Annotated in this window: 28 protein-coding genes; 26 read left to right on the forward strand and 2 right to left on the reverse strand. The window is 43.2% G+C overall.

Annotated features, from left to right (window positions below; genetic code table 11):
• Positions 1-70: 70 nt before the first annotated feature.
• The 19 genes from VN447_RS19250 (at position 71) to VN447_RS19340 (ending at position 15,404) form a co-directional block, all read left to right on the forward strand.
• Positions 71-622 (forward strand): NUDIX hydrolase, encoded by a 552-nt coding sequence (locus VN447_RS19250; protein WP_325527333.1) that lies wholly within the window; start codon positions 71-73, stop codon positions 620-622.
• A complete protein-coding gene (locus VN447_RS19255) occupies positions 615-1,802 on the forward strand; it encodes an endonuclease Q family protein (protein WP_325527335.1) in 1,188 nt (395 codons plus the stop codon). Before VN447_RS19250 ends, VN447_RS19255 begins: the two co-directional genes overlap by 8 nt.
• A gap of 69 nt (positions 1,803-1,871) precedes the next feature.
• Positions 1,872-2,510 carry a stage II sporulation protein M gene (spoIIM, locus tag VN447_RS19260; RefSeq protein WP_325527337.1) on the forward strand — a complete coding sequence of 213 codons (639 nt, stop codon included), beginning with the start codon at positions 1,872-1,874 and terminating at the stop codon, positions 2,508-2,510.
• A gap of 525 nt (positions 2,511-3,035) precedes the next feature.
• Complete coding sequence (gene xerD, locus VN447_RS19265) at positions 3,036-3,923, forward strand: site-specific tyrosine recombinase XerD (protein ID WP_325527338.1); 888 nt, start codon at positions 3,036-3,038, stop codon at positions 3,921-3,923.
• 35 nt (positions 3,924-3,958) lie between these two features.
• A complete protein-coding gene (locus tag VN447_RS19270; protein WP_325527340.1) occupies positions 3,959-5,146 on the forward strand; it encodes a phosphopentomutase in 1,188 nt (395 codons plus the stop codon).
• Positions 5,147-5,151: 5 nt separating this feature from the next.
• Entirely contained in the window at positions 5,152-6,477 is a 1,326-nt protein-coding gene (locus VN447_RS19275; protein WP_325527342.1) for a pyrimidine-nucleoside phosphorylase, read from the forward strand.
• Positions 6,478-6,558: 81 nt separating this feature from the next.
• Positions 6,559-7,734 carry a D-alanyl-D-alanine carboxypeptidase family protein gene (locus VN447_RS19280; protein ID WP_325527344.1) on the forward strand — a complete coding sequence of 392 codons (1,176 nt, stop codon included), beginning with the start codon at positions 6,559-6,561 and terminating at the stop codon, positions 7,732-7,734.
• A gap of 132 nt (positions 7,735-7,866) precedes the next feature.
• Positions 7,867-8,208, forward strand: coding sequence for an anti-sigma F factor antagonist (spoIIAA, locus tag VN447_RS19285; protein ID WP_325527346.1), 342 nt, complete (start codon positions 7,867-7,869; stop codon positions 8,206-8,208).
• Between the two features lie 13 nt (positions 8,209-8,221).
• Entirely contained in the window at positions 8,222-8,668 is a 447-nt protein-coding gene (gene spoIIAB / locus VN447_RS19290; protein ID WP_325527348.1) for an anti-sigma F factor, read from the forward strand.
• A gap of 9 nt (positions 8,669-8,677) precedes the next feature.
• Positions 8,678-9,430, forward strand: coding sequence for a SigF/SigG family RNA polymerase sporulation sigma factor (locus VN447_RS19295; protein ID WP_325527350.1), 753 nt, complete (start codon positions 8,678-8,680; stop codon positions 9,428-9,430).
• Between the two features lie 63 nt (positions 9,431-9,493).
• The gene (locus VN447_RS19300; RefSeq protein ID WP_325527352.1) at positions 9,494-9,697 is read left to right on the forward strand and encodes a hypothetical protein; all 204 of its coding nucleotides are present in this window, start codon (positions 9,494-9,496) and stop codon (positions 9,695-9,697) included.
• Between the two features lie 22 nt (positions 9,698-9,719).
• The gene (locus VN447_RS19305) at positions 9,720-9,920 is read left to right on the forward strand and encodes a dodecin family protein (RefSeq protein WP_325527354.1); all 201 of its coding nucleotides are present in this window, start codon (positions 9,720-9,722) and stop codon (positions 9,918-9,920) included.
• Positions 9,921-10,244: 324 nt separating this feature from the next.
• Positions 10,245-10,700, forward strand: a complete 456-nt coding sequence (spoVAC, locus tag VN447_RS19310; RefSeq protein ID WP_325527356.1) for a stage V sporulation protein AC — start codon at positions 10,245-10,247, stop codon at positions 10,698-10,700.
• Positions 10,701-10,716: 16 nt separating this feature from the next.
• Entirely contained in the window at positions 10,717-11,721 is a 1,005-nt protein-coding gene (spoVAD, locus tag VN447_RS19315) for a stage V sporulation protein AD (RefSeq protein WP_325527358.1), read from the forward strand.
• A gap of 29 nt (positions 11,722-11,750) precedes the next feature.
• Positions 11,751-12,089 (forward strand): stage V sporulation protein AE, encoded by a 339-nt coding sequence (gene spoVAE / locus VN447_RS19320; RefSeq protein WP_414714930.1) that lies wholly within the window; start codon positions 11,751-11,753, stop codon positions 12,087-12,089.
• Positions 12,090-12,104: 15 nt separating this feature from the next.
• Entirely contained in the window at positions 12,105-12,491 is a 387-nt protein-coding gene (locus tag VN447_RS19325) for a hypothetical protein (protein ID WP_325527362.1), read from the forward strand.
• 102 nt (positions 12,492-12,593) lie between these two features.
• Entirely contained in the window at positions 12,594-13,271 is a 678-nt protein-coding gene (locus tag VN447_RS19330) for a hypothetical protein (RefSeq protein WP_325527364.1), read from the forward strand.
• Positions 13,272-13,285: 14 nt separating this feature from the next.
• Positions 13,286-13,894 (forward strand): stage V sporulation protein AE, encoded by a 609-nt coding sequence (locus tag VN447_RS19335; RefSeq protein ID WP_325527366.1) that lies wholly within the window; start codon positions 13,286-13,288, stop codon positions 13,892-13,894.
• Positions 13,884-15,404, forward strand: a complete 1,521-nt coding sequence (locus tag VN447_RS19340) for a spore germination protein (RefSeq protein ID WP_325527368.1) — start codon at positions 13,884-13,886, stop codon at positions 15,402-15,404. Before VN447_RS19335 ends, VN447_RS19340 begins: the two co-directional genes overlap by 11 nt.
• Positions 15,405-15,428: 24 nt before the next feature.
• Here VN447_RS19340 and VN447_RS19345 read toward each other — a convergent pair whose 3' ends face one another.
• Complete coding sequence (locus VN447_RS19345; RefSeq protein ID WP_325527370.1) at positions 15,429-16,175, reverse strand: DUF4363 family protein; 747 nt, start codon at positions 16,173-16,175, stop codon at positions 15,429-15,431.
• Between the two features lie 179 nt (positions 16,176-16,354).
• Between VN447_RS19345 and VN447_RS19350 the strand changes: the two genes are divergently transcribed.
• The 6 genes from VN447_RS19350 (at position 16,355) to ytfJ (ending at position 20,457) form a co-directional block, all read left to right on the forward strand.
• Positions 16,355-16,975, forward strand: a complete 621-nt coding sequence (locus VN447_RS19350; protein WP_325527372.1) for a site-2 protease family protein — start codon at positions 16,355-16,357, stop codon at positions 16,973-16,975.
• Between the two features lie 15 nt (positions 16,976-16,990).
• The gene (gene trpS, locus VN447_RS19355; protein ID WP_325527374.1) at positions 16,991-17,968 is read left to right on the forward strand and encodes a tryptophan--tRNA ligase; all 978 of its coding nucleotides are present in this window, start codon (positions 16,991-16,993) and stop codon (positions 17,966-17,968) included.
• 7 nt (positions 17,969-17,975) lie between these two features.
• Positions 17,976-18,683, forward strand: coding sequence for a segregation and condensation protein A (locus tag VN447_RS19360; RefSeq protein WP_325527376.1), 708 nt, complete (start codon positions 17,976-17,978; stop codon positions 18,681-18,683).
• Positions 18,684-18,690: 7 nt separating this feature from the next.
• On the forward strand, positions 18,691-19,224 hold the full coding sequence (gene scpB, locus VN447_RS19365) for an SMC-Scp complex subunit ScpB (RefSeq protein ID WP_325527378.1): 534 nt from the start codon (positions 18,691-18,693) through the stop codon (positions 19,222-19,224).
• 113 nt (positions 19,225-19,337) lie between these two features.
• Positions 19,338-20,015, forward strand: coding sequence for a DUF2953 domain-containing protein (locus tag VN447_RS19370; protein ID WP_325527380.1), 678 nt, complete (start codon positions 19,338-19,340; stop codon positions 20,013-20,015).
• On the forward strand, positions 20,008-20,457 hold the full coding sequence (ytfJ, locus tag VN447_RS19375; RefSeq protein WP_325527382.1) for a GerW family sporulation protein: 450 nt from the start codon (positions 20,008-20,010) through the stop codon (positions 20,455-20,457). Before VN447_RS19370 ends, ytfJ begins: the two co-directional genes overlap by 8 nt.
• Positions 20,458-20,521: 64 nt before the next feature.
• On the opposite strand, the gene VN447_RS19380 is transcribed toward ytfJ, so the two are convergent.
• Entirely contained in the window at positions 20,522-20,713 is a 192-nt protein-coding gene (locus VN447_RS19380; protein ID WP_325527384.1) for a rubrerythrin family protein, read from the reverse strand.
• 186 nt (positions 20,714-20,899) lie between these two features.
• Here VN447_RS19380 and VN447_RS19385 point away from each other — a divergent pair, with 186 nt between their 5' ends.
• A complete protein-coding gene (locus VN447_RS19385; protein ID WP_325527386.1) occupies positions 20,900-22,048 on the forward strand; it encodes a D-alanyl-D-alanine carboxypeptidase family protein in 1,149 nt (382 codons plus the stop codon).
• Positions 22,049-22,079 lie beyond the last annotated feature (31 nt).

The following is a 22,079-nucleotide window of genomic DNA, read 5'->3' on the forward strand; positions in this document are numbered from 1 at the left end:
ACATCCCTCCCTCTGGAGGTAATATATGATAGTCTTTGGGAAAATATTCCATAAAATTGGAGGTCATAGTATGCCGCATACTGAAACAGATTTTCATGAAATACTAATAAACTCAACTCGATTGTTTGAGGGGAAAGTAATTAACCTACGGCGTGATGAAGTCACGCTGCCAAACGGAAAAACCGGAACCCGAGAGGTTGTTGAGCACCCTGGAGCAGTTGCCGTTGTACCTTTAACTAAAGATGGCAAAGTAATCCTCGTTCGGCAGTTCCGTCACGCTGTACAGCAGGTGATGCTTGAGGTTCCTGCTGGCAAGCTCGATCCTGGTGAAATGCCAGAAGCTTGTGCACTCAGAGAGCTTGCGGAGGAAACAGGCTTTGTTGCCACCAGGCTCCGCAAATTAACCTCAATGTTTACAACGCCCGGCTTTTCCAATGAGGTTATCCATATATATTTAGCTGAGGATTTGGTCGAATCGGATAAAGAACCTGATGAAGACGAGTTTATTAACAGCGAAAGCTATACTCCGGACCAAATTGCTGAAATGGTTGCCAAGGGCGAAATCTGTGATGCTAAGAGCTTAGTGGCATTGTATCTGGCAGGGATACAGTTGCATGATTAAACAATATTTTGCCGACCTGCACATTCACGTCGGAATGAGCGAAAGCGGTAAATGGATTAAGATTCCTACGTCCCGCCGGTTAACAGTACGCGAGATTCTGAAGGAAGCGGCAAACCGCAAAGGGATGAATATCGTCGGCATCGTGGACGCCTTATCACCGCTGGTACTTGCGGATATAAAGCGGCTGACTGAAGAAGGATTACTTACTGCGGTTAATGGCGGCGGTTACATCTATAAAGAAAAAACACTGCTTATACTTGGCGCCGAAATTGAAACAAGGGAGCCTGGAGGCGGTTTAGCGCACACACTGGTGTTTGTACCTGATATTCAGACTATGGCGGCTTTTTCGGCATACATGAGTCAATTTATCCGCAATATCAGTCTTAGCTCACAAAATGCTCATATGCCCCTGCAACAGCTTGTCAATATCGCAAGTAATTTCGACGCGCTCATTATACCGGCCCATGTCTTTACACCTCATAAAAGTGTATACGGTGTATGCTGTGAACGGCTAGCCCATATTCTATCTGATAAGGAGATGGGTCAGTTGGCTGCTATTGAGTTAGGGTTAAGTGCTGACAGCGATATGGCTGACAGAATTGGTGAGTTGGCTGGTTATACGTTTATAACCAATTCTGATGCTCACTCACTGGATAAGATCGCACGGGAATACAATATTTTTGCCCTGTATGAATTGTCTTTCAAAGAAGTGGCTTGGGCCTTGTCTCGCACAGCCGGCCGGGAAGTCAAAGGAAACTATGGCCTTAATCCCCGTCTGGGGAAATACCATCGCACTTTTTGTACTGGTTGTGGGTTTATTGATACAGGTGGTCTTATGGAGCACTGCTGTCCGGAGTGTAACAGTAATAGCCTCGTTAAAGGGGTATTTGACCGGGTTAACGAGATTGCCGATTATCCTGAACCTCATCATCCACTTCACCGGCCTCATTATTTCTATCAGATACCATTAGAGTTTATTCCTGGGCTGGGGAAAAAGATTAAAGATAAACTGCTGGATGAGTTTGAGACAGAGATGAATATTGTGCACTATGCCAGCCATACCGAATTAACCAAAGTTGCTGGTACTAAAATAGCAGATTTTATCATGAGTGCCCGGGCAGGTACAGCCGCTATTGCTGCGGGCGGCGGGGGTACTTACGGCAGGTTGCTTAAAATATAATGGACAAATAGGTCTAAACAGTTTCAGCAGGACATATATTGTAGCAGGTACTGGCAGGGAGGTACATGCATGCTAAAACTTCTTCGCAAGAATGCTGCTGACTATGTTCGTGCAAATATTGTCGCCTATTTTTTTATGATTCTTATTTTTGTTATTGGGATAGTTATTGGAGCTATGGCTGTAAAGACACTGCCTGATGAACAAAAAGCCGAGCTTGTCGGTTACTTACGGGTTTTCTTTCAAGGATTGGTCGAGCCTCAGAATGCAGCAGGTGACACGCAAACACTGCTGGCTGGGGTAATGGTGAATAACATCAAGATAATCGTTATTATGTGGCTGTTAGGCTTTACAATTGTCGGCATCCCTTTTGTGTTATTTATGGTTTGTTTGCGGGGATTTGTGATCGGCTTTACTGTTGGGTTCTTAGTCAATGAGTACATAATGAAAGGGTTATTATTTGCCCTTGTTTCGGTATTGCCTCATAATTTTCTTGCGGTACCGGCTGTATTAGCAACAGGAGTATCGGCGACAACATTTTCATTGATGTTGGTGAGGCGTAATAAGAGTAAAGATAACTTATTTTATAATTCCATTGCTTATTCGGTTTTTTGTTTAGCCATGCTTGTTGTTATGCTAGGTGCTGCTCTGGTAGAAGTATATGTTTCGCCGGTATTTATGAAAACAGTGGCGCAAATGATTGTAAAGTAATAGAGAAAGACTGCTTGATTTGCAGTCTTTTTTTATTTATTATGATTGAATTTTTAATTTACGCATAAACCTGCTATTTAGCGAATATGTATGATATTAAGTTAAGCCGGGGACACATGATAATTTAGTTACGGGGGGAGGGAAGTAAAGGCGCATGGTAGTGACGTTTTCTCTGCGCAGTATCATAAAGAAGTCCAAGTTATACGTCAAAATCGTCCTATTAACGCTGATTATTTTCTACATTCTGCCCAAATTAATGACGATGTTTTGGGAGTTAAATAATCCTGGTCTAAAATTGCGAGACCAGCATCTGTTGGAAAAACCGTTACGAGTTATGAATCCTTTCAACTCGTCCAACTCACAGTATGACATCAGTTTGCAGTCATTAACAAAAAAATACTAAAACTTTACGAAACATTATAGACAAATAAAGGAAAAGTAAACTTAATGTTGAATAAAGTAGCTAGACCAGATACTGTAAATGTTGGCTGGAAATCTGGGAAGAAAAAAGGGTGGTAAAAATAAATGGAATCGTATGTTAATGAATTTATTAACTATCTTGCAGTCGAGCGGGGGTTGGCTCAAAATACGTTAGAATCCTATGGGCGGGACTTACGGCAGTTTCAAACATATTTGCAAAATAGTCAATTAGATTTTTTACGGAATTCTAACCGTGACACCATCCTAAGTTATCTTAACAGTCTCCAATTAAAGGGGCGGGCTGTTTCAACTATATCACGCAATCTTGCTGCGATAAAATCCTTTTATCAATACCTTGTTAGGGAACGCCATCTTGAGAAAGATCCCGCTGTAAATTTGGAGTCCCCCAAGTTAGAGAAAAAATTGCCGAGGATTCTTTCCATCGGTGAAGTGGAAGAATTGTTAAAACAGCCCAATACCTTTCAGCCTACTGGTCTTAGGGACAAAGCTATGCTCGAACTATTATACGCAACCGGCATCAGAGTATCAGAGCTAATATGCCTAAATATATCTGATGTAAACCTTGATATGGGATATATTAAGTGTTACGGCAAAGGAGCTAAGGAACGTATTGTGCCACTAGGCTCGATTGCTGCCAAGTGTGTGCAGGAGTATATCGGTAAAGGTCGTACTAAACTGGTACGTACTTATGAAGAACCATCGCTCTTTGTCAACCATCATGGCAACAGACTGACTCGGCAAGGCTTCTGGAAAATTATTAAGAAGTATGCGATGGAAGCGTGCATTACTAAAGAGATTACCCCTCACACTTTACGACATTCATTCGCTACCCATCTCCTGGAAAATGGAGCAGATTTACGCTCTGTTCAGGAGATGCTGGGGCATGCCGATATATCGACAACCCAAATATATACCCATGTAACTAAAAACCGTTTGAAGGAAGTATATGATAAGACCCATCCTCGAGCATAATAAGGTTAGATTATTTTATAGAGGAGCCGTAAATTTTGTTCAAACGAATATTTGTTATTGTACTTGACAGTGTAGGTATCGGGGCAATGCCTGATGCTCCTGAATATGGCGATGACGGCGCTAATACATTGGTACATATTGCAGAGCTCAAGGGTGGACTTAATTTACCAACATTAGCAGGCATGGGGCTTGGATCAATCGAGCCCATTGCGGGTGTTCAGGTAGTTTCCCGCCCTACGGCTGCTTTTGGTAAGATGACCGAATTGTCTAAAGGAAAAGATACAACAAGCGGTCACTGGGAATTAGCCTGCTGCCCAGTGTTTACCTCTTTTCCTGTATATCCAGATGGTTTTCCACCTGAAATTGTTGAAAAATTTAAATTTTATTCAGGGCATAGCATTTTAGGCAATAAAGCCGCATCGGGAACCGAAATTATTGCTGAGCTGGGAGAACAGCATATGCTTACAGGCCAGCCGATAGTTTATACATCGGCTGACAGTGTTTTTCAAATTGCCGCGCATGAAGAAGTGATTCCCCTTGAACGGTTATATGAATTATGCAAAATTGCCAGGGAAAAAGTGTGTATTGACGAGCACGCCGTAGGCCGAATTATCGCCAGACCGTTCATCGGTAAACCAGGCAGTTTTACCCGGACTGCCAACCGTCATGACTATAGCTTGGAACCGCCGGCAGCAACAGTGCTTGATGTACTGAAGCAGGCCGGTTTTGCCGTCATTGGCATTGGTAAGATTGCTGATATTTATGCCAACAGGGGATTGACTCAATCTTACCCAACAAAATCTAATAAACACGGCATGGAGGTCATTACCGACCTTGCCGAACAGAGTTTGCCGGATGGTTTGATTATGGCAAATCTAGTTGATTTTGACAGTGCTTACGGGCATCGCAATGATGCAGCAGGGTATGCCCGGGCGCTTGAAGAATTCGACACAGCCCTAGCTGTTTTTAAGTCTAAGTTATCTGCAAACGATTTATTAATTATTACAGCCGACCACGGCTGTGACCCCACGCGTCCGGGAACTGATCACACCCGGGAATATGTGCCGATTTTGGTTTATCACCAGGGCTTAGCACAAAGACATAGAACCGTTAATTTAGGGGTAAGGTCAACGTTTGCCGATATGGGAGCCACTGTGGCTGCTAACTTTAACTTGCAACCTTTGGCTTATGGACAAAGTTTCCTAAAAGACCTGTTGAGGTGAAAATAGTGCGTGCTACTGATATAATTACAAAAAAGCGGAATGGTGTAGAACTTTTAGACAGCGAAATTGAGGGGCTGATCAAAGCCTATACCACCGATGAAATACCTGATTACCAAATGGCGGCCTGGCTGATGGCGGTATATTTTCAAGGTATGACAGATAGGGAAACAGCCGCTCTCACTATGGCGATGGCGAAGTCTGGCGTAATGGTGGATTTAAGTCAAGTGCCTGGCATAAAGGTGGACAAGCATAGTACCGGCGGAGTAGCAGACACGACTACTTTGGTACTGGCACCACTGGTTGCGGCTGCTGGGGTGCCAGTGGCTAAAATGTCAGGGCGGGGCTTAGGATTTACCGGTGGTACGATTGATAAACTAGAAGCTATTCCCGGTTTTAAGGCTACGCTTGAGCGTGATGAATTTATTGCAAATTTGCAAAAATATAATATTGCAGTAACCGGCCAGTCTGCCATCATTGCACCAGCAGATGGTAAGCTATATGCGCTCAGAGATGTAACAGCGACTGTCGAGAGTATCCCGTTGATCGCGTCGTCTATCATGAGCAAGAAGATTGCCTCAGGTGCTGATAAGATTGTCTTGGATGTCAAAGTCGGCAGCGGCGCTTTTATGAAAAACCAAGCTGAGGCTATAACATTAGCGGAAACTATGGTACGTATTGGCCAGCTTGTGGGAAGGGAAACGGTTGCTATACTAACAAGCATGGAGCAACCGCTGGGAGCAGCTATCGGTAATAGCCTAGAGGTCAGAGAGGCTATTGAAGTACTGTCAGGACGAGGTGAACCAGCCCTTAGAGAAGTTTGTCTGACACTCGGTTCACATATGCTGGTACTGGGCGGTAAAGCGCTCACGACGGAAGCTGCACGCCGTCAGCTTGAAGGACTTATTGGCAGCAAACAGGCGCTTGCCAAATTCGGAGAATTCATTGCCGCTCAAGGCGGTGATGCTGATATAATAAACAATACCTCTAATTTGCCGCAGGCTAGATATGTTCTAGAGGTTAACAGTGATTGCCAAGGTTTTGTCAAAGAAATAAATGCTGCCCAAATAGGTTATGCAGCTATGCTGCTGGGGGCAGGCAGAGAATATAAAGGGCAAGTAATTGACTTGGCTGCAGGGGTTGTTATAAAATGCAGGATTGGCCAGTATATCAGCCCAAAACAGCCCATAGCTACAATATATAGTAATGATAAGTCAAAATTGGATCAGGTGGCATTAATCTTAAAGAAAGCTGTTAGTATTCATACTCAGGCTGTGGAAAATCCGCCGCTGATAATAGGATTGGTTACTAAAAATGGGCTTTACATCGACTGACATTATGTCAGTCGATTTTTTGTTTGAATTTCCCTGTTTAAGCGGTTTTAATATGGGAAATTATAATTTCAAAAGAAGGGAGTGTTTTCATTGATTCGAAAAATTGCGCTGGTGACATTACTGTTCTTTGTTTTGGTTGCTGCCACTGCTTTCAGCGCCCCGGCAACAACGGCAAAACTACAGTCTGGCACTCAATTGGATACTAGTGCTGTATCGGCTGTACTTATGGATGAGAATGGCACTGTACTTTTTGAAAAAGACCCACATAAGCGACTCCCCCCCGCCAGTGTAACCAAGATTATGACTTTGCTCTTGGCGGTTGAAGCTGTAGAGCAGGGCCGCATTAATCTTACAGATGAAATTTTTGCAAGTGAAAACGCCTGGCGGCAAGGAGGATCGCAGATTTGGCTTGAACCTGGCGAAAAGATGACAGTGAAGGAAATGCTGTCAGCTGTGGCGGTCGTTAGCGCTAACGATGCCGCCGTTGCGCTGATGGAACATATCTATGGTAGCGAGCAGGCCGCGGTTGACGCAATGAATAAGCGGGCTGAAACGCTGGGACTTGCTAACACCCACTTTAATAATGTCAATGGACTGCCAACAACTGATCATTATATGAGTGCGTATGACGCAGCCTTAATTGGCAGAGAAGCTGTAACCCATCCTCTCTACATGGATATGTGCGGCATTAAAGAAGCTTGGCTTAGAGATGGTAAAAATTGGCTTGTAAATACCAATAAACTACTGTGGTGGTATAAAGGCGGTGATGGTCTTAAAACAGGCTGGACTGAAGAAGCAAAGTACTGTTTTGTCGGAACTGCCAAGCGTGACGGTCTACGACTTATTTCTGCAGTCTTTGCGACACCCGAACCACGCTCGCATTTAAGAGAAAGCATGAAGCTTCTTGATTGGGGTTTTGCCAATTTTTCAGCTGTATCCATTGTTACCCAAGGTACAGTTGTCGAACGGCTCAAGGTCAATAAGGGTATAGATAAAGAAATTCAGTTAGTAGCAGCACAAGATTTAAATTTAATCCTTGGTAAGGGTCAAAACAAAAATTTGCAAAAAAAGATAATAGCAGAGTCTACTGTGACCGCCCCGGTGGCAGAAGGTCAAAAATACGGGGAACTTGTCGTGCTTAAAGATGGTAAAGAGGTAGGCAAAGTTGATTTGATTGCCGAGAAATCTATACCAAAAGCCGGGCTGATGAGAATTTTCCAAAACATGATTACCAATATGTTCAATATATCAAAATAAAAGTTGTGATTATTAATAGATGTTTCCTACTCAAAAAACTGTGGTAAAATTTACCACAGTTTTTTTGTGAAATTTGCAGGAAAATATTTCCTTTTAGCGAATTGTCTATATATAAAGTAAAAGTAGGAGGTTATGTTGTTGAAAGTCGTTACAGTTATGAAGCAAGGAGTCCTAGTGATCAGGCTTGAGGGGGAGTTGGATGTTTACGGAGCCAATGAATTCCGCGCGGCAGTTGACAAAGAATTAGATGAGACTGGAGCCAAACATATTTTGCTTAATATGCAGGCAGTTGATTTTATTGATAGTTCAGGCTTAGGAGTTATTCTTGGACGATATAAGCGTATTGCCCAGCTTGGTGGTAAAATGCTTGCCGTCCATCTTGAACCGCACGTGCAGCGGATATTTGAATTAGCTGGGTTAATGAAAATTTTAACAATTTATCAATCCGAAGAACAAGCCTTAGAGCTGCTATAAGGAGGCCATGCCAATGGAAGCAAAAATTAAAAACCAAATAAAACTCTCGATCTTAAGTCTCAATGAAAACGTTGGCTTTGCCAGAGCAGCTGCAGCTGCTTTTGCTGCGCAGATTGATTTGACGCTTACTGACATCGACGAAATTAAAGTCGCTGTTTCGGAGGCGGTGTCTAATGCAGTAATCCATGGGTATGGCGAAGATAATCAGGAACATAATTATATTGAATTAACCATGATCTTATATTTGGACAAGATTGAGTTTACTGTGATTGATTACGGGCGGGGGATCGCTAATATTGAAGAAGCGCGTCAGCCTTCGTTTTCCAGCGATCCTGAGCGTATGGGTCTGGGATTTGTCTTTATGGAGTCGTTTATGGATGAACTTGAGGTTAAATCTGAGCTAAAGCAGGGTACAACGGTGAGAATGGCCAAAACGCTTGCGCCAGTCACCGAACATTAGGTGAAGGACATGCTCAAAGAGGAAGAGTTTAAAGAACTATTACTCAAAGCTCAGTCGGCAGACCCTGCCATCAAGGAAGTAGCTACCGAACGAATTCTTGAAAACAATTTGAATTTGGTGCGAAGCATTGTCCATCGCTTTACCAACCGCGGCTATGAGTGGGATGATTTGTTTCAGATAGGCTGTATTGGACTTTTAAAAGCTATTGAACGGTTTGACCTCAATTTTAGCGTTAAGTTTTCTACTTATGCAGTGCCGATGATTATCGGCGAGATTCGCCGTTTTATTAGGGACGACAATCCTATCAAAGTTAGCCGACCGTTAAAAGAGCTAGCTTACCGTGTTCATAAAATACAAGAAAAGCTGCAAGGAGCTTTAGGGCGGGAACCAACAATCGGCGAGATTGCCAAAGAGTTATCGCTAGCGCCGCAGGAAATTGTTTCTGCGCTTGAAGCCGTTCAACCCCAGGTATCGATATATGAGCAGGCGTTTCAGGGGAGTGATGGTGGCGATGCAATTCACCTGCTTGACCAGTTGATGCACTCAGATGGCCAGGATACTGCCTATTTCGATAAGCTAGCATTAAAAGAAGTACTGGCTCGTTTACCGGTGAAAGAACGTACGGTGATATATTTACGCTTCTTTAACGATAAGACTCAGGCCGAGATTGCTGCAATAATTGGTTTATCACAGGTACAGGTATCACGAATAGAAAAGCAGGCGCTAAAAATTATAAGAGAGTTTTTACAGACCTCGTTGTGAGGTCTGTTTTTCATTGCAAGTATTAATACAATTTAGGGCATAATAATATCAGAGGTGATTGTGATGAGTAACAGTGTAATCAACAAACTAAAAGGCAAAGGAATCATTTACCTTTTTTTAGTGTTTCTATTGATGGCAGGTAGTACAGCAGCTTGGCTATATTTTGGCGCCGATCTACCCAAGAAAGCCCCAATTAAAGCTAAACAGGTTTTTCTTTGGCATAACAATCTAAATAATGCACAGACTATAACTGTTAACAAAACATAATCAGTAACAGGGGGTAGTAATAATGGTTGTAAAAGTGATTGAACTTGTGGGGACTTCCCGCCACAACTGGACTGACGCTGTAGATAATGCGGTATTGGAAGCTGCCAAAACTGTTGACGCCATCCTGGGAGTTGAAGTAACAAACTTTACTGCTAACGTAGACAATGGTCACATAGCTGAGTATAAGGCTGATGTGAAAATAGCCTTTCAGGTTCAGCACTAATTAAATAAAGGTGTTTGCAAAGAGTGCCGCTGGCACTCTTTGTCATTATATAAAGTAGACTTAGCTTCAGGTGGGGTTTTAACCCCATCTGAAGCTAAGTCGCCCTTATCCAGGGACTTAGCCGCTCGCCTGTGCCCTTTGGGTATAACTCCCACTTGTATACCCTAAAGGGCACAGGAAAGATGGGAGCTTAGAGCGGGCTAGTCATCGGATGAATTAATCAGTTTAGCTATGGTCAAAATATAAGCGAACTGAGTGCTCGCTTTCTACCTTGTCAGATAGCTGGTTGCTATATTCAACAAGGCCAATAACGGAGGTGCACAAGTGTTTGACAGTAAGGCCAGTCAGGCTGAACAGCAAAAGTTCCAGGACAAGTTTGAACAGGTAAAACCTAAACCGCCAATAATAAAAAACGTAATATGGGCATTTATTGTCGGTGGCTTGATTTGTGTACTAGGACAATTCTTCCTAAACTATTTTGTGAGCGTCGGATTAAGTAAAAAAGATGCTGCCGGTCCTACTTCCACCTTATTAATATTTTTGAGTGCCTTGTTCACAGGGTTAGGTGTTTATGATGAACTAGGGCGCAGAGCGGGTGCCGGATCAATTGTACCGATAACCGGTTTTGCCAATTCCATTGTAGCTCCTGCCATGGAGTTTAAACGAGAAGGCTTTGTTTTTGGTATAGGCGCCAAAATGTTTGTCATTGCGGGACCAGTATTAGTGTATGGAATTTCAACAGCAGTGCTTATTGGTTTTATTTATTGGTTAAGATTATAGGGGAAGGAGGACGGAGATGAGCAAAAAACGGGGTCAACAAAGTGTTGTTTTTGCATCTCCACCTATTATCACAAGTACGGCCAATGTTGTCGGACCGATGGAAGGAGACGGTATCTTAACTGAGTTTTACGATCGGATACTTAAAGATAATCTTGATGATAATTCCAGTTGGGAAAAATGCGAATCAAGTATGATGGAATGGGCCCTAAAAACGGCAATAAGCAAAGATAACAGTACCATTGATAATGTAGATTATGTACTTGCTGGAGATTTACTTAATCAGTTAATGAGTACGCATTTTGCTATAAGAAACATCGGACGCCCCTTTTTAGGGATGTACGGCGCTTGCTCAACATTAGCCCAAAGTATGCTTGTAGGCTCTATGCTCATTGATGGCGGTTTCGCGAGTAAAATTGCTGCCGCGGTTTCCAGTCATCATGATACGGCAGAGCGGCAATATCGTTTTCCTACAGAACTGGGCGTCCAACGACCGTTGGTCTCGCAGTGGACAGTAACTGGGGCAGGGGCGCTGGTAATTTCAGACAGTGGCGATGGGCCGCGGATTACAGCCGCAACGGTGGGTAAAATAGTAGACATGGGTATAAAAGATCCAAATGCGATGGGACCCGCTATGGCTCCGGCTGCTGCAGATACTTTATGGTGGCATTTCAATGATACCGGCCGGCAGCCAAACTATTATGACATGATCTATACCGGGGATCTGGGGAGTGTTGGCAAAGCTTTGGTTATCGATTTATTTAAGGAAAAAGGCGTCGATTTGTCAGCTGTGTATGAAGACTGCGGCTGTATGATTTTCCGGAAAGACCAGGATGCTCATGCTGGGGCCAGCGGTTGCGCCAGTTCGGGCGTAGTATTTACCGGATATATTTACCGGATGCTGATGCGTCAAAAGCTACGCAAAATACTGCTTGTAGGCACAGGCAGTTTACATAGTACAACATCCTATCAGCAAAAAGAATCCATTCCTTGTATTGCTCATGCCGTAGCAGTGGAAATGTAAAGGAGGCAGCGCATTTGCAGGCATACATAATGGCTTTTGTCATCGGCGGCCTGATTTGTGTAATTGGGCAATTACTTATGGATCTTACCCCGCTTACACCAGCTCATGTTTTGGTGTTGTTTGTCGTTTTAGGCGGTGTTTTGAGTGGATTAGGGCTATATCAGCCGTTAGTCGATATTGGTGGTGCGGGGGCAACTGTTCCACTACCTGGCTTTGGTCATTCTCTGGTTTCCGGCACGATCGAGGAAGTAAACAAAGTAGGTTTCTGGGGGATTTTCAGCGGGGCAGTTAAATCTACGGCCACAGGAATAACCGCAGCGGTGTTTTTTGGTTTAATGATGGCTATTGTTTTTAATCCAAAAGGGTAGGCAGGACGAACACATATGATGGCAGTAGATGTAGTTGGTTTGGTTATTTCCATAGTCTTAGTCAGCATCCGGTATCCACATTATGCTTTGGCAGCAGCTTTGGCTAATGCTACAGGACAAGTGCTTATGGCAGTTTTTTTATCTGGAAATATTGAAAAGATTGTTACGGCCGGAGCGTTTAGCTCCGCTTCGGTTACAAATCTAAGTGAATTAAAAACCGTGCTTTTTGCCTTTAGCGGACCCCTAACAAATTTCATTATTAGTAAAGCGGCTGGTGGTATCGAATTTGTTAGCACAGCTCATTTAGTCAATCCGGCAGCTGTGCTAAGACATCCACTTGCTGTTACAAACCTTAGGTTTGCGGTCGTTTCTTTAATTTTGAGTATATGTCAGTTGTTTTAAGTAAAGCATGGGGTGATGAATGTGCCGAAGCGAGCTTCCAGTAAAATCTCAAGTTATATAAAACCCACCCATTTCCAGTCACAAAACCAGGAGCGGACCCAAGTGGATGATGAAACAGTAATCTCTGATATGGCCAAAGGCTTTTTACAAGCTCAAGCCGAAATGGCCAAAGGGTCTCAGCAAACCAATTCGCCCGAAGTAATGGACCTATTAAGTAAAATAAACAATCAACTGGAAAACTTGCAAAATTCCTTAAACGGCAGCAATAAGTCTGGCGGCCAGTTTCAGCAGTTATTGCAGCAGTCTGTTCAAAATCAGCAGTCTCAGCAAAGTCAAGGGCAGAACTCTCAGCAACCTCAACAAGGTCAACAGCAAGCATCTGGCTCAAAATCAGAAGCTGCTGTATCCCAAGAGTTGAGAAATTTATTTAGTATCCTCCTGCAGAATGACAGCCAGCAAAATAATTCAGCCGGCGTCAGTCAAAGCTCGTCACAGCAACAAAACCAAAATCAAGGTCAGGGGCAAGGGCAGGTACAAGGGCAAGGGCAAGGGCAAAGTCAAAGTCAAAGCCAAAGCCAAAGTAACGGGCAGGGTAATAAGTCTAATAAGAATAGCACAATAGCAGTCCAGACGGCAGCACAAGTACTTGCTCAGGCACAATATGAACTTTCTAATGAGCTTGAAACCAGTCTAAAAAAACTCAAGCAGGTAATTAGCGAAAGTGAGAAAATCGCAAACAAGATTAGCAATTTACTAGGAGAAGAAAATAGCCAAAAGTAATGAGGTGTAATTAATTGACCAAAGTCAAAGAAGTTAATAAAAAAATTCGTGTAATTCTTGTTACCGATGGGGATCGGGTCGCGCAGCATGCTGTAGAAAATATAGGTACTTCTCTAGGGTTACGTTGTATTTCAGCCTCCGCAGGAAACCCAACACCTATCAGTGGTAAAACAATCGTAGAATTGCTAAAAACCGTGCCATATGACCCTGTACTGGTGATGTTTGATGATAAAGGACATAAGGAAAAAGCTGAAGGGGAACGGGCCCTTGAATATGTTGCAAATCATCCAGATATTGAAGTATTGGGAGCCGTGGCTGTGGCTTCTAATACGACTGGTATTGACGGAGTTCAGGCTGATGCCTGTGTCGACTGCCAGGGCCATGTGATTGATGTGTCTGTGGATAAAAAAGGCGAAATAAAAAATAAAGAAGCTTGTGGCTGTAAGCCGGTCATTACCGGAGACACAGTTGACGTACTTAATGATGTTGAAATTCCGGTTATCATCGGCGTAGGTGATATTGGCAAGATGGATAAGCATGATGACTTAAGTCGGGGTGCTCCTATTACCCGTAAAGCCATAGAAGAGATACTGAAACGGAGTGGCGTTAGTTATGACGGATGAACGGAAAATAGAAAAAAACATTGACAGTAATATAAATTATATAAAAGACTACCTGGGTGTAGGCGAAACCTTTGATGTTATTTTTCGTGAATTTAGAGTAGGACGAAAACGTGCTGCGTCATTTTCTATTAATGGCATGACAAATGATATTGTACTGTCAAATGTTTTCGAAGAGTTAACTGCTTATAATCAGGAAGATTTGGCAATCAACACAATGCAAAAACTTTTTTACTCTCGTGCCACCCATTCCCAAGCCAAATTGGTTGAAAATATGAATGATGCCATAACTAGCCTGTTATCTGGCGAGTTACTGTTTTTCGTAGATGGCGAAAGTCAGGTCATAGTTTTAGATGCCCGCGCTTATCCGGTCCGTGCTCCGGCTGAGTCAAACATTGAAAAAGTAACGAGAGGCTCCCGGGATTCCTTTGTAGAGACGATTGTATTTAATACGGCTTTGATTAGGCGTCGCTTACGTGACCCTAATCTGAGATTTGAAATAGTTAAAGTAGGGACTCGTTCTCAATGCGATATTGCAGTCTGCTATATTAAAGATATTACTAACCCCGACCTTGTTGAGACAGTAAAAAAGCGTATAAATAACATTAATATTGATGGTATACCTATGGCTGAAAAAGCCATAGAAGAATATATTGTCGGCGGCAGTAAGTGGAATCCGCTGCCCATGGTTCGATACACTGAGCGTCCGGACGTAGCAGCAGTGCATCTTTTAGAGGGACATGTTTGTATAATAGTAGACACCTCACCCAATATTATGATTTTGCCGACAACATTTTGGCATCATGTGCAGCATGTCGAGGAGTTTCACCAAAATGTTGTGGTTGGTTCGTATTTGCGGCTTGTTAGATTGGCAGGCATTATGTTTTCACTCATTCTGCCGCCCTTATGGCTGGCAATGGTGCTTAACCGTCAACTGCTGCCTGAATCTCTCGCTTTTTTAGGACCGCGCGATCCGGGTATTATTCCTATTGGCCTCCAGTTTATTTTAGCTGAATTTGGTATTGAACTGGTACGGATGGCCACTGTTCATGTGCCTACTGCCCAATCAACAGCTCTAGGTTTTATTGGGGCGTTTATGTTAGGTGATTTTGCCACAAAAGTAGGACTATTTGGCAATGAAATCATCTTCTATACCGCCGTCGCAGCAGTAGGCGCTTTTGCAACCCCAAGCATGGAGTTTGCTATGGCCATGCGCTTGTTCCGTGCGGCTCTTATTGTGTTAGTTATGATGTTCAAATTACCCGGCTTTATCGGTGGATTAGCAGCCGTATTCTTGTTACTGTTAGCCTCACGATCTTTCGGGGTGCCTTATCTATGGCCTGCACTGCCTTTTAATTTCAGTGCTATGAAAGACGTGTTGTTTCGATTACCCATTCCTAGTAAGATTTTACGCCCGGCTGTTTTAAAGCCTCAGGATAAAGACAGGTTAGATAGCGCCGGCGTTAAGGAAGACAGCCAGACCAATAATAAAGGCAAAAAGAAAGAAAAATAGAAGTAGCCGCCTAGGCGGCTACTTCTATTTTCCACGGAAAAATTCTCTTACACGCCCCATACTTTCGTTTATGTTGGCTAGGTGTTCCATAAACGCGCCTTTATTTTCAGCGTTAACGGCATCTTTCATCTGGGTTACTGTTGAGTGAACTTTGGTGACCTCTCCCAATATACCGACTTGTTCCATGCTAGGTTTTACCTGTTCCCATGTACCTTGAAGCTCTTTGACTTTAGCTGCTGCTTTTTTCCAGTCTTTGTCCTCTACATAGAAACTGACATTGCGAATAGAGTTGCTCACAGCGATAATATCGGCAATTGGCGACAACTTATAAGATTTGCCGATGTCGCTAACACTACCCATAAATTTAATTAAGCTTTCATAGGAATCGGTTACTTTCTGACCATTAATGGCAGATGTTAGTTTGCCAATGGCTTCATCCGCTTCCTTAACACCTTTTTTGTCACCAACTGCACCTTTAGCTTGCTGCCATGAAGTCTGTAAATTATTGAGACCTGCCTGAGCCTGAGCCCAGTCCTCTTTGTTGATGCCTTCAAACACAACCCCGGCTGTTGACTCTAAATCATAAAGCTCAGTTGGAGCGGCATAAAACCTTTCTATAAATGGGGGATTGGGTTTTGACTCCACTGGTTTACCAGCCGGACCGATGTCCGGTTTGGGAGCAGGACCTGACAATAAACCGCAGCCGCTCAAGCTAAAGGAAAGGATAACAACTGCAAGAACGAATGTTTTTATAGGAGTGGTGACTAGCACTAAGTATAGGCCCCCTTTCATTATTGGGCGATTTTCGTTGGATGAACCTTATACACTTATTTTGAGCATATCGAGGCGTTTTTAGTATGGAAAACAAATCAAGTATTTCATTTTGCTTTTTATAGCTTTTTTAGTATAATTTAGTAGTACGTTGACAGAACTGATAAGGGGGACTCCATTTGTTTGGTTTTGACGCCGATATGATATTTAGAATACCGGCACTGTTAATTGCTTTAACTGTTCATGAATATGCGCATGCCAGGGCGGCAGTGGCCTTAGGGGATCCGACACCCCGGTTTATGGGGCGACTGACGCTGAACCCGGTAGCACATCTTGATCCTATTGGCTTGCTGATGTTGTGGTTGTTTAAGTTTGGTTGGGCCAAACCAGTGCCTATCAACCCCAGCTATTTTAAAAACTATCGCCAAGGAATGGTAATGGTATCACTGGCCGGGCCGGTTTCCAATATGATATTGGCACTACTTACTGCCTTTACTATCGGTATTTTAGCCAAAATACAATTATTAAGCGGAGACTGGGTCAAGATCTTGTGGATGACTTACAGTTATAATATCATCCTGGCCATTTTTAATTTAATACCAATACCACCGCTAGACGGATCAAAAGTATTGGCAAGTTTATTGCCGGGCCGGCAAGGTTCTGTGTTTGAACAGATGGAACAATATGGCCCTTTTATACTGATGGCGCTTGTGTATGTTGGCGTGATTGGTATGATTACTTACCCCCTTGAAAGAGGTTTAGCCTATATTATCAATGCAATAGTTATGACAATTTTGTAACAGGAGGAGATACAATTGACTAAAAAACGTATTTTCAGTGGTATGCAGCCGTCAGGAAAATTTCATATGGGGAACTTCCAGGTGCTTAACAATTGGATTAAGCTTCAAAATGAGTATGACTGTGTTTATTCCATCGTTGACTGGCATGCGCTTACGTCTTCCTATGAAGATACCAGTAAGATTCCGGAGCGTATTGAATGTATGGCACTTGACTGGCTGAGCGCTGGTCTTGATCCTGAGAAAAATATTATTTTTGTTCAGTCTCATGTTAAGGAACATGCTGAGTTGCATCTTTTATTATCCATGATGACGCCGTTGTCCTGGTTGGAACGCGTGCCTACCTACAAAGATAAACTGCAACAGTTAGGTGATATGGGGAAAGAAATCAATACTTACGGCTTTCTGGGTTATCCCGAATTGCAGACTGCCGATATTGTATTATACAAAGCCAATGCCGTACCGGTAGCGGAAGATCAGGTGCCGCATCTTGAATTGGCACGGGAGATTGTCCGTCGTTTTGCCAATTTGTACAAACCGGTATTCCCTGAACCGCAGCCAATCTTAAGCCCATTGCTGCCAGGTATTGATGGTCGTAAAATGAGTAAGTCCTATGGTAACGAAATCCCCTACGCAGCTGAACCAGATGAGCTGCAGGCAAGGGTAAGATTAATGATTACTGACCCACAGCGCGTCAAAAAAACTGACATAGGAAACCCCGATGTTTGCACAGTTTATACCTTCCATAAAATTTTCAGCCCGGAACAGGCCGAAATTGCCGGCCACTGCCGCAACGCCAGCATCGGTTGTGTAGAATGTAAAAAACGCCTGTCTGAGAAAATGGTTACAACACTGGCCGATGTTCACGGCCGACGCAAAGAGATGGCAGGTAAACCGGATAAGATAAAGGAAATATTGGCTTACGGCGCCGAGCGGGCGCGCAAAATAGCGGCAGCTACTATGGAAGAAGTCCGGGCCGTTATGAACTTGGCCTAATGCACCTATGTCAGGCTATACGATTAAGCTGGAGACCTTTGAGGGGCCGTTGGCCTTATTGATGCACCTGATCGAGAAGCATCAAATTGACATTTATAATATCCCTATAGCAGAAGTCACCGGGCAATACCTGGATTACCTTACGGCAATGGAAGAATTTAACATAGAAGTGGCTAGCGAATTCTTAGTTATGGCAGCTACGCTGCTGCAGATAAAATCGCGTATGCTATTGCCGCGTCCAGTAATAAGCGACGCAGTTGCTGACGAAATTGATCCGCGTCAGGAACTTGTTGAACGCCTGATTGAGTACCGCAGATTTAAACAAATTTCTGAAGTATTGGAGCAATTTAGCGGTGAACGGGATAAGTATTTTACCCGATTGCCGCAGGAATTTGCCCATCAGTTTTCGTTACCTGAAGGGCTCTCTTTGGACGATTTGTTAAAAGCATTTGCCGCTCTTTGGGAAAGCGCTGTCCCGGATTTTGCCGTAATTGCTCCCGAAGAGATTAGTGTTAAGGATAAAATGCACGATATTATTACTTTACTAAGAAGTAATAATGGACGCCTGGAGTTTAGCAAGACGATTATCCGAACAGGCTCTCGCAACGAAGCTATCGCTGCATTTTTAGCTTTATTGGAGCTTATCAGATTAAAACGGATTAGCATCCATCAGGAGCAGCCCTTTGCACCTATTCACCTTACATTAAAGGAGTGAAGGCGCTATGTTTTATCGGCATTTACAAGGGCCTATAGAAGCCCTGCTGTTCGCTAGCGGGCTGCCGCTGCCGGCAGATAAAATTGCCGGGCTATTACAAATACAAACCGAACACGTTCATATACTGATCGCTGAGATGGTAAACTCAATGGCGGTCGAGGAACGAGGCTTGACTATCGTTGAAGTAGCTGGTGGTTATCAGTTATGTACTAAGCCTGTTTTATCCGATATCGTCAGTAAATTGGCTGATGTTCAAGATAGCAAATTATCGACGGCCGCCTTGGAGACGCTGGCCATTGTAGCTTTTAAGCAACCAGTAACCAAACAGGAAGTTGAGAGCATTCGCGGTGTAAAAGCGGATAGGGTCATAAACACGCTCTTAGAGCGGATGCTGATTAAGGAAATCGGGCGTAAAGAGGCGATTGGTCGTCCTATTTTGTATGGAACAACAAACGAGTTTTTACAGTGCTTTGGTTTAAAGAATCTCGACGATTTGCCTGCTATCGCCAACCTGCTTCCTGAGAACCGTTCTGCGGAATGAAGACAGTCACACGACTGTCTTTTTTTATTGCCTAGGGCATGGTGATTCCAGAACGCATAGAGTTTAGAATAAGTGTTTAAATTAAATAATGAACTAGTAAAGAGGTGGAAAGCATGAACAATTGGACAATTATCTTATTAACTGCCGTCAGTTTGATGTTGATGCTTTCGCGAATAAACATTTATATTGAACTTTATTTTTGCCGACATAACGATGATGATCATGTAGCCGTTACCCTATATGCTTTAAGGCCACTGTTAGTTTATACCATTAAAATTCCTGTTATTGAGATTGTACGGTTTAACGATTTACCTTGGATTACCTCAAAAATTAAGGCTCCGCAAGGTGGAACAGAGACCTACGTCGCGCGTGAGCAGCGTTTTGTAAAAAGAATTGCCGAAATATTTGTAAAGAACCCGCAAAAATTCCGAAAGCTGATGAGAGAGGTCAAACGGTATATCAATATCTATAGTTGCTACATTAACAGTCTGGTATCTTCAATACACTGCGAAAAATTAGACTTACGAGCCGAGTATGGTTTTGAGGATGCGGCCAGCACTGGACTTATGATGGGCGTTATTGGAGCAGCCCGTGGACTACTGCTGACATCGCTTGACAACCGCCTGAAGCTCGATGCCAAACCTAACATCAAAGTTACGCCAATGTACGGCCAAAGCCATTTTGAAATTGAATTCAAGTGTATATTAAGAATAAGACTTGGCAAAGTTATTACTGCGACTATGGCTACTTTAACAAATTCATTGCACAAGGAGGCGACTCGCAGTGGCTGAGCATCCAATACAGGGTTTGATGAAGACTGCTATGGAGAGTATCAAAGGCATGGTCGATGTGAATACCATTGTCGGCGATGCGGTTGAGACTCCGGATGGAACAGTAATTGTTCCTATTTCACGGGTGGCGTTTGGCTTTGCGGCTGGCGGTGGCGACTATGAAGCGGAAGAAGCGGCACCTGCTCAAGGCCACCCTTTTGGTGGAGCCAGCGGCGCCGGAATTAGTGTTAAACCAGTTGGTTTTTTGGTATGTTCACCAACTAATGGTGTACGATTTATGTCAGTGGAGAGTAACCTTTTTTACGACCGGCTTATTGATATGGTGCCGCAAGTTATGAATAAAATTGAAAGTATGCTCGGTGGCAACAGTGACGATGATCTCGAGCAGCTTGCCCAAACTGCAGAAACCCAGCCTACTCACCAACACTCGACTCACTTGTAAAATAAAGATTATTAAAAACCCACACATGATTGTGTGGGTTTTTGCATATAATCTACTGATGTAATTATTGAGCTAGGTTGTCAAGTTTATCTTTAATTTGAGTAGAGTGCAGAGCCTCGGCTTCGGCGAAATGTTTAAACATTTTAGCTACTTCTTTGTCATTAACACGATCGGCAAAAGACTGATAATCACGCACTAGTTCCTGCTTTTGTGTAAGAGTCGTGCGTAAGGCTGTTTTGATGTCAAGCATTTCCATATTAATTACACCTCCTTGAATTTATTAGTATTATCTCCGGCTTAGGTCGAAATAATGCCAGGATATTATTTCAGAAAACACTCAATAAGCTTATATGGTTTAATTTGGTAAATATATATTTTTGACCTCTGGGGAATTTAATTATATAATAATCTTTGGTTTATCCTAAACGAAAGGATTGGATTAATGGGACAACTAGTTAATCTTGGGAGATTATTATTGATGTGTCTGGTGCTTTTACCAACAGTTGGCCTCGCGTCAAATCACCCTCCGGAAGTGACGGCAAAGTCGGCAATTGTAATGGAAGTATCTACAGGAAAAGTGCTATATGGAAAAAATGCTGAAGACCGGCGCTATCCAGCCAGTACTACCAAGATTATGACACTGATTACAGCGCTTGAGTATGCCAAACTGGATGATGTGGTTACTGCCAGTGCAAACGCTGCCAGTACCGAAGGATCATCACTATGGCTTACACAGGGAGAACAGCTCAAAATGCTGGATATGTTGTATGGCATAATGCTTATTTCAGGCAATGATGCCACGGTAGCAGTAGCTGAGCATGTCTCAGGGTCAGTAGAAAAGTTTGCCAAGTTAATGACAGACAAGGCTCATGCGATTGGCGCGGTAAACAGTAATTTTATCAATACCAGCGGCTTGCCGGACGAGAACCACTATACTACTGCTCACGACATGGCAAAAATTACAGCGTACGGGTATAAAAACCCGCTGTTTGCTCAGATTGTTTCAACCCAGCATAAAGTTGTTCCCTGGCCTGGTAAAGATCATGACAGGGATCTATACAATGAAAACAAAATGTTATGGCTGTATGATGGAGCCAACGGGGTTAAAACAGGTTACACTGATGCTGCAGGACGTTGTTTAGTTTCAGCTGCTCAGCGCAATGGCACTCAATTGGTTGTCGTTGTATTAGACAGCGAGTACATGTGGGACGATTCCATTAAGTTGTTAGATTATGGATTTACTCAACTTAAGCAGGTACCAGTGATTAATCGGGGCGACATTTTGAAAACAGTCAAAATTAATGAAGGTAAAACAGGCGATGTCAAGTTGATTTCAACAAACGATATAACTGTACCTATGGCTGATAATGAACATGACAAGTATTCTACTGTGATCGATGCTCCAAACAAATTGGATGCCCCTGTTACCTCAGGGCAAAAATTAGGAACAGTAAAGGTCATGTATAATAACATAGAAGTTGCCAGCGCTGACTTAGTGGCTGACCGGTCGGTGGACAGGAAATCCTTTTTCGGACTCCTTTGGGGCTCTGTGTGGGGGTTTCTGACATTTGTCATCCGTAATTTTGCGTAAGGACGCCCTAGGGCGTCCTTTCGTCTTTTTC

This window comes from Sporomusa sp. (assembly GCF_035561155.1).
GTDB lineage: Bacteria > Bacillota > Negativicutes > Sporomusales > Sporomusaceae > Sporomusa.

Excerpts from the sequence above, each read along its gene's own strand:
- VN447_RS19250 (WP_325527333.1), top strand. The coding sequence starts at position 71 with ATGCCGCATACTGAAACAGATTTTCATGAAATACTAATAAACTCAACT.
- VN447_RS19255 (WP_325527335.1), top strand. The coding sequence starts at position 615 with ATGATTAAACAATATTTTGCCGACCTGCACATTCACGTCGGAATGAGC.
- spoIIM (WP_325527337.1), top strand. The coding sequence starts at position 1,872 with ATGCTAAAACTTCTTCGCAAGAATGCTGCTGACTATGTTCGTGCAAAT.
- xerD (WP_325527338.1), top strand. The coding sequence starts at position 3,036 with ATGGAATCGTATGTTAATGAATTTATTAACTATCTTGCAGTCGAGCGG.
- spoIIAA (WP_325527346.1), top strand. The coding sequence starts at position 7,867 with ATGTTGTTGAAAGTCGTTACAGTTATGAAGCAAGGAGTCCTAGTGATC.
- spoIIAB (WP_325527348.1), top strand. The coding sequence starts at position 8,222 with ATGGAAGCAAAAATTAAAAACCAAATAAAACTCTCGATCTTAAGTCTC.
- VN447_RS19295 (WP_325527350.1), top strand. The coding sequence starts at position 8,678 with ATGCTCAAAGAGGAAGAGTTTAAAGAACTATTACTCAAAGCTCAGTCG.
- VN447_RS19300 (WP_325527352.1), top strand. The coding sequence starts at position 9,494 with ATGAGTAACAGTGTAATCAACAAACTAAAAGGCAAAGGAATCATTTAC.
- VN447_RS19305 (WP_325527354.1), top strand. The coding sequence starts at position 9,720 with ATGGTTGTAAAAGTGATTGAACTTGTGGGGACTTCCCGCCACAACTGG.
- spoVAD (WP_325527358.1), top strand. The coding sequence starts at position 10,717 with ATGAGCAAAAAACGGGGTCAACAAAGTGTTGTTTTTGCATCTCCACCT.
- spoVAE (WP_414714930.1), top strand. The coding sequence starts at position 11,751 with ATGGCTTTTGTCATCGGCGGCCTGATTTGTGTAATTGGGCAATTACTT.
- VN447_RS19325 (WP_325527362.1), top strand. The coding sequence starts at position 12,105 with ATGATGGCAGTAGATGTAGTTGGTTTGGTTATTTCCATAGTCTTAGTC.
- VN447_RS19340 (WP_325527368.1), top strand. The coding sequence starts at position 13,884 with ATGACGGATGAACGGAAAATAGAAAAAAACATTGACAGTAATATAAAT.
- VN447_RS19360 (WP_325527376.1), top strand. The coding sequence starts at position 17,976 with ATGTCAGGCTATACGATTAAGCTGGAGACCTTTGAGGGGCCGTTGGCC.
- scpB (WP_325527378.1), top strand. The coding sequence starts at position 18,691 with ATGTTTTATCGGCATTTACAAGGGCCTATAGAAGCCCTGCTGTTCGCT.
- VN447_RS19370 (WP_325527380.1), top strand. The coding sequence starts at position 19,338 with ATGAACAATTGGACAATTATCTTATTAACTGCCGTCAGTTTGATGTTG.
- VN447_RS19380 (WP_325527384.1), bottom strand. The coding sequence starts at position 20,713 with ATGGAAATGCTTGACATCAAAACAGCCTTACGCACGACTCTTACACAA.
- VN447_RS19385 (WP_325527386.1), top strand. The coding sequence starts at position 20,900 with ATGGGACAACTAGTTAATCTTGGGAGATTATTATTGATGTGTCTGGTG.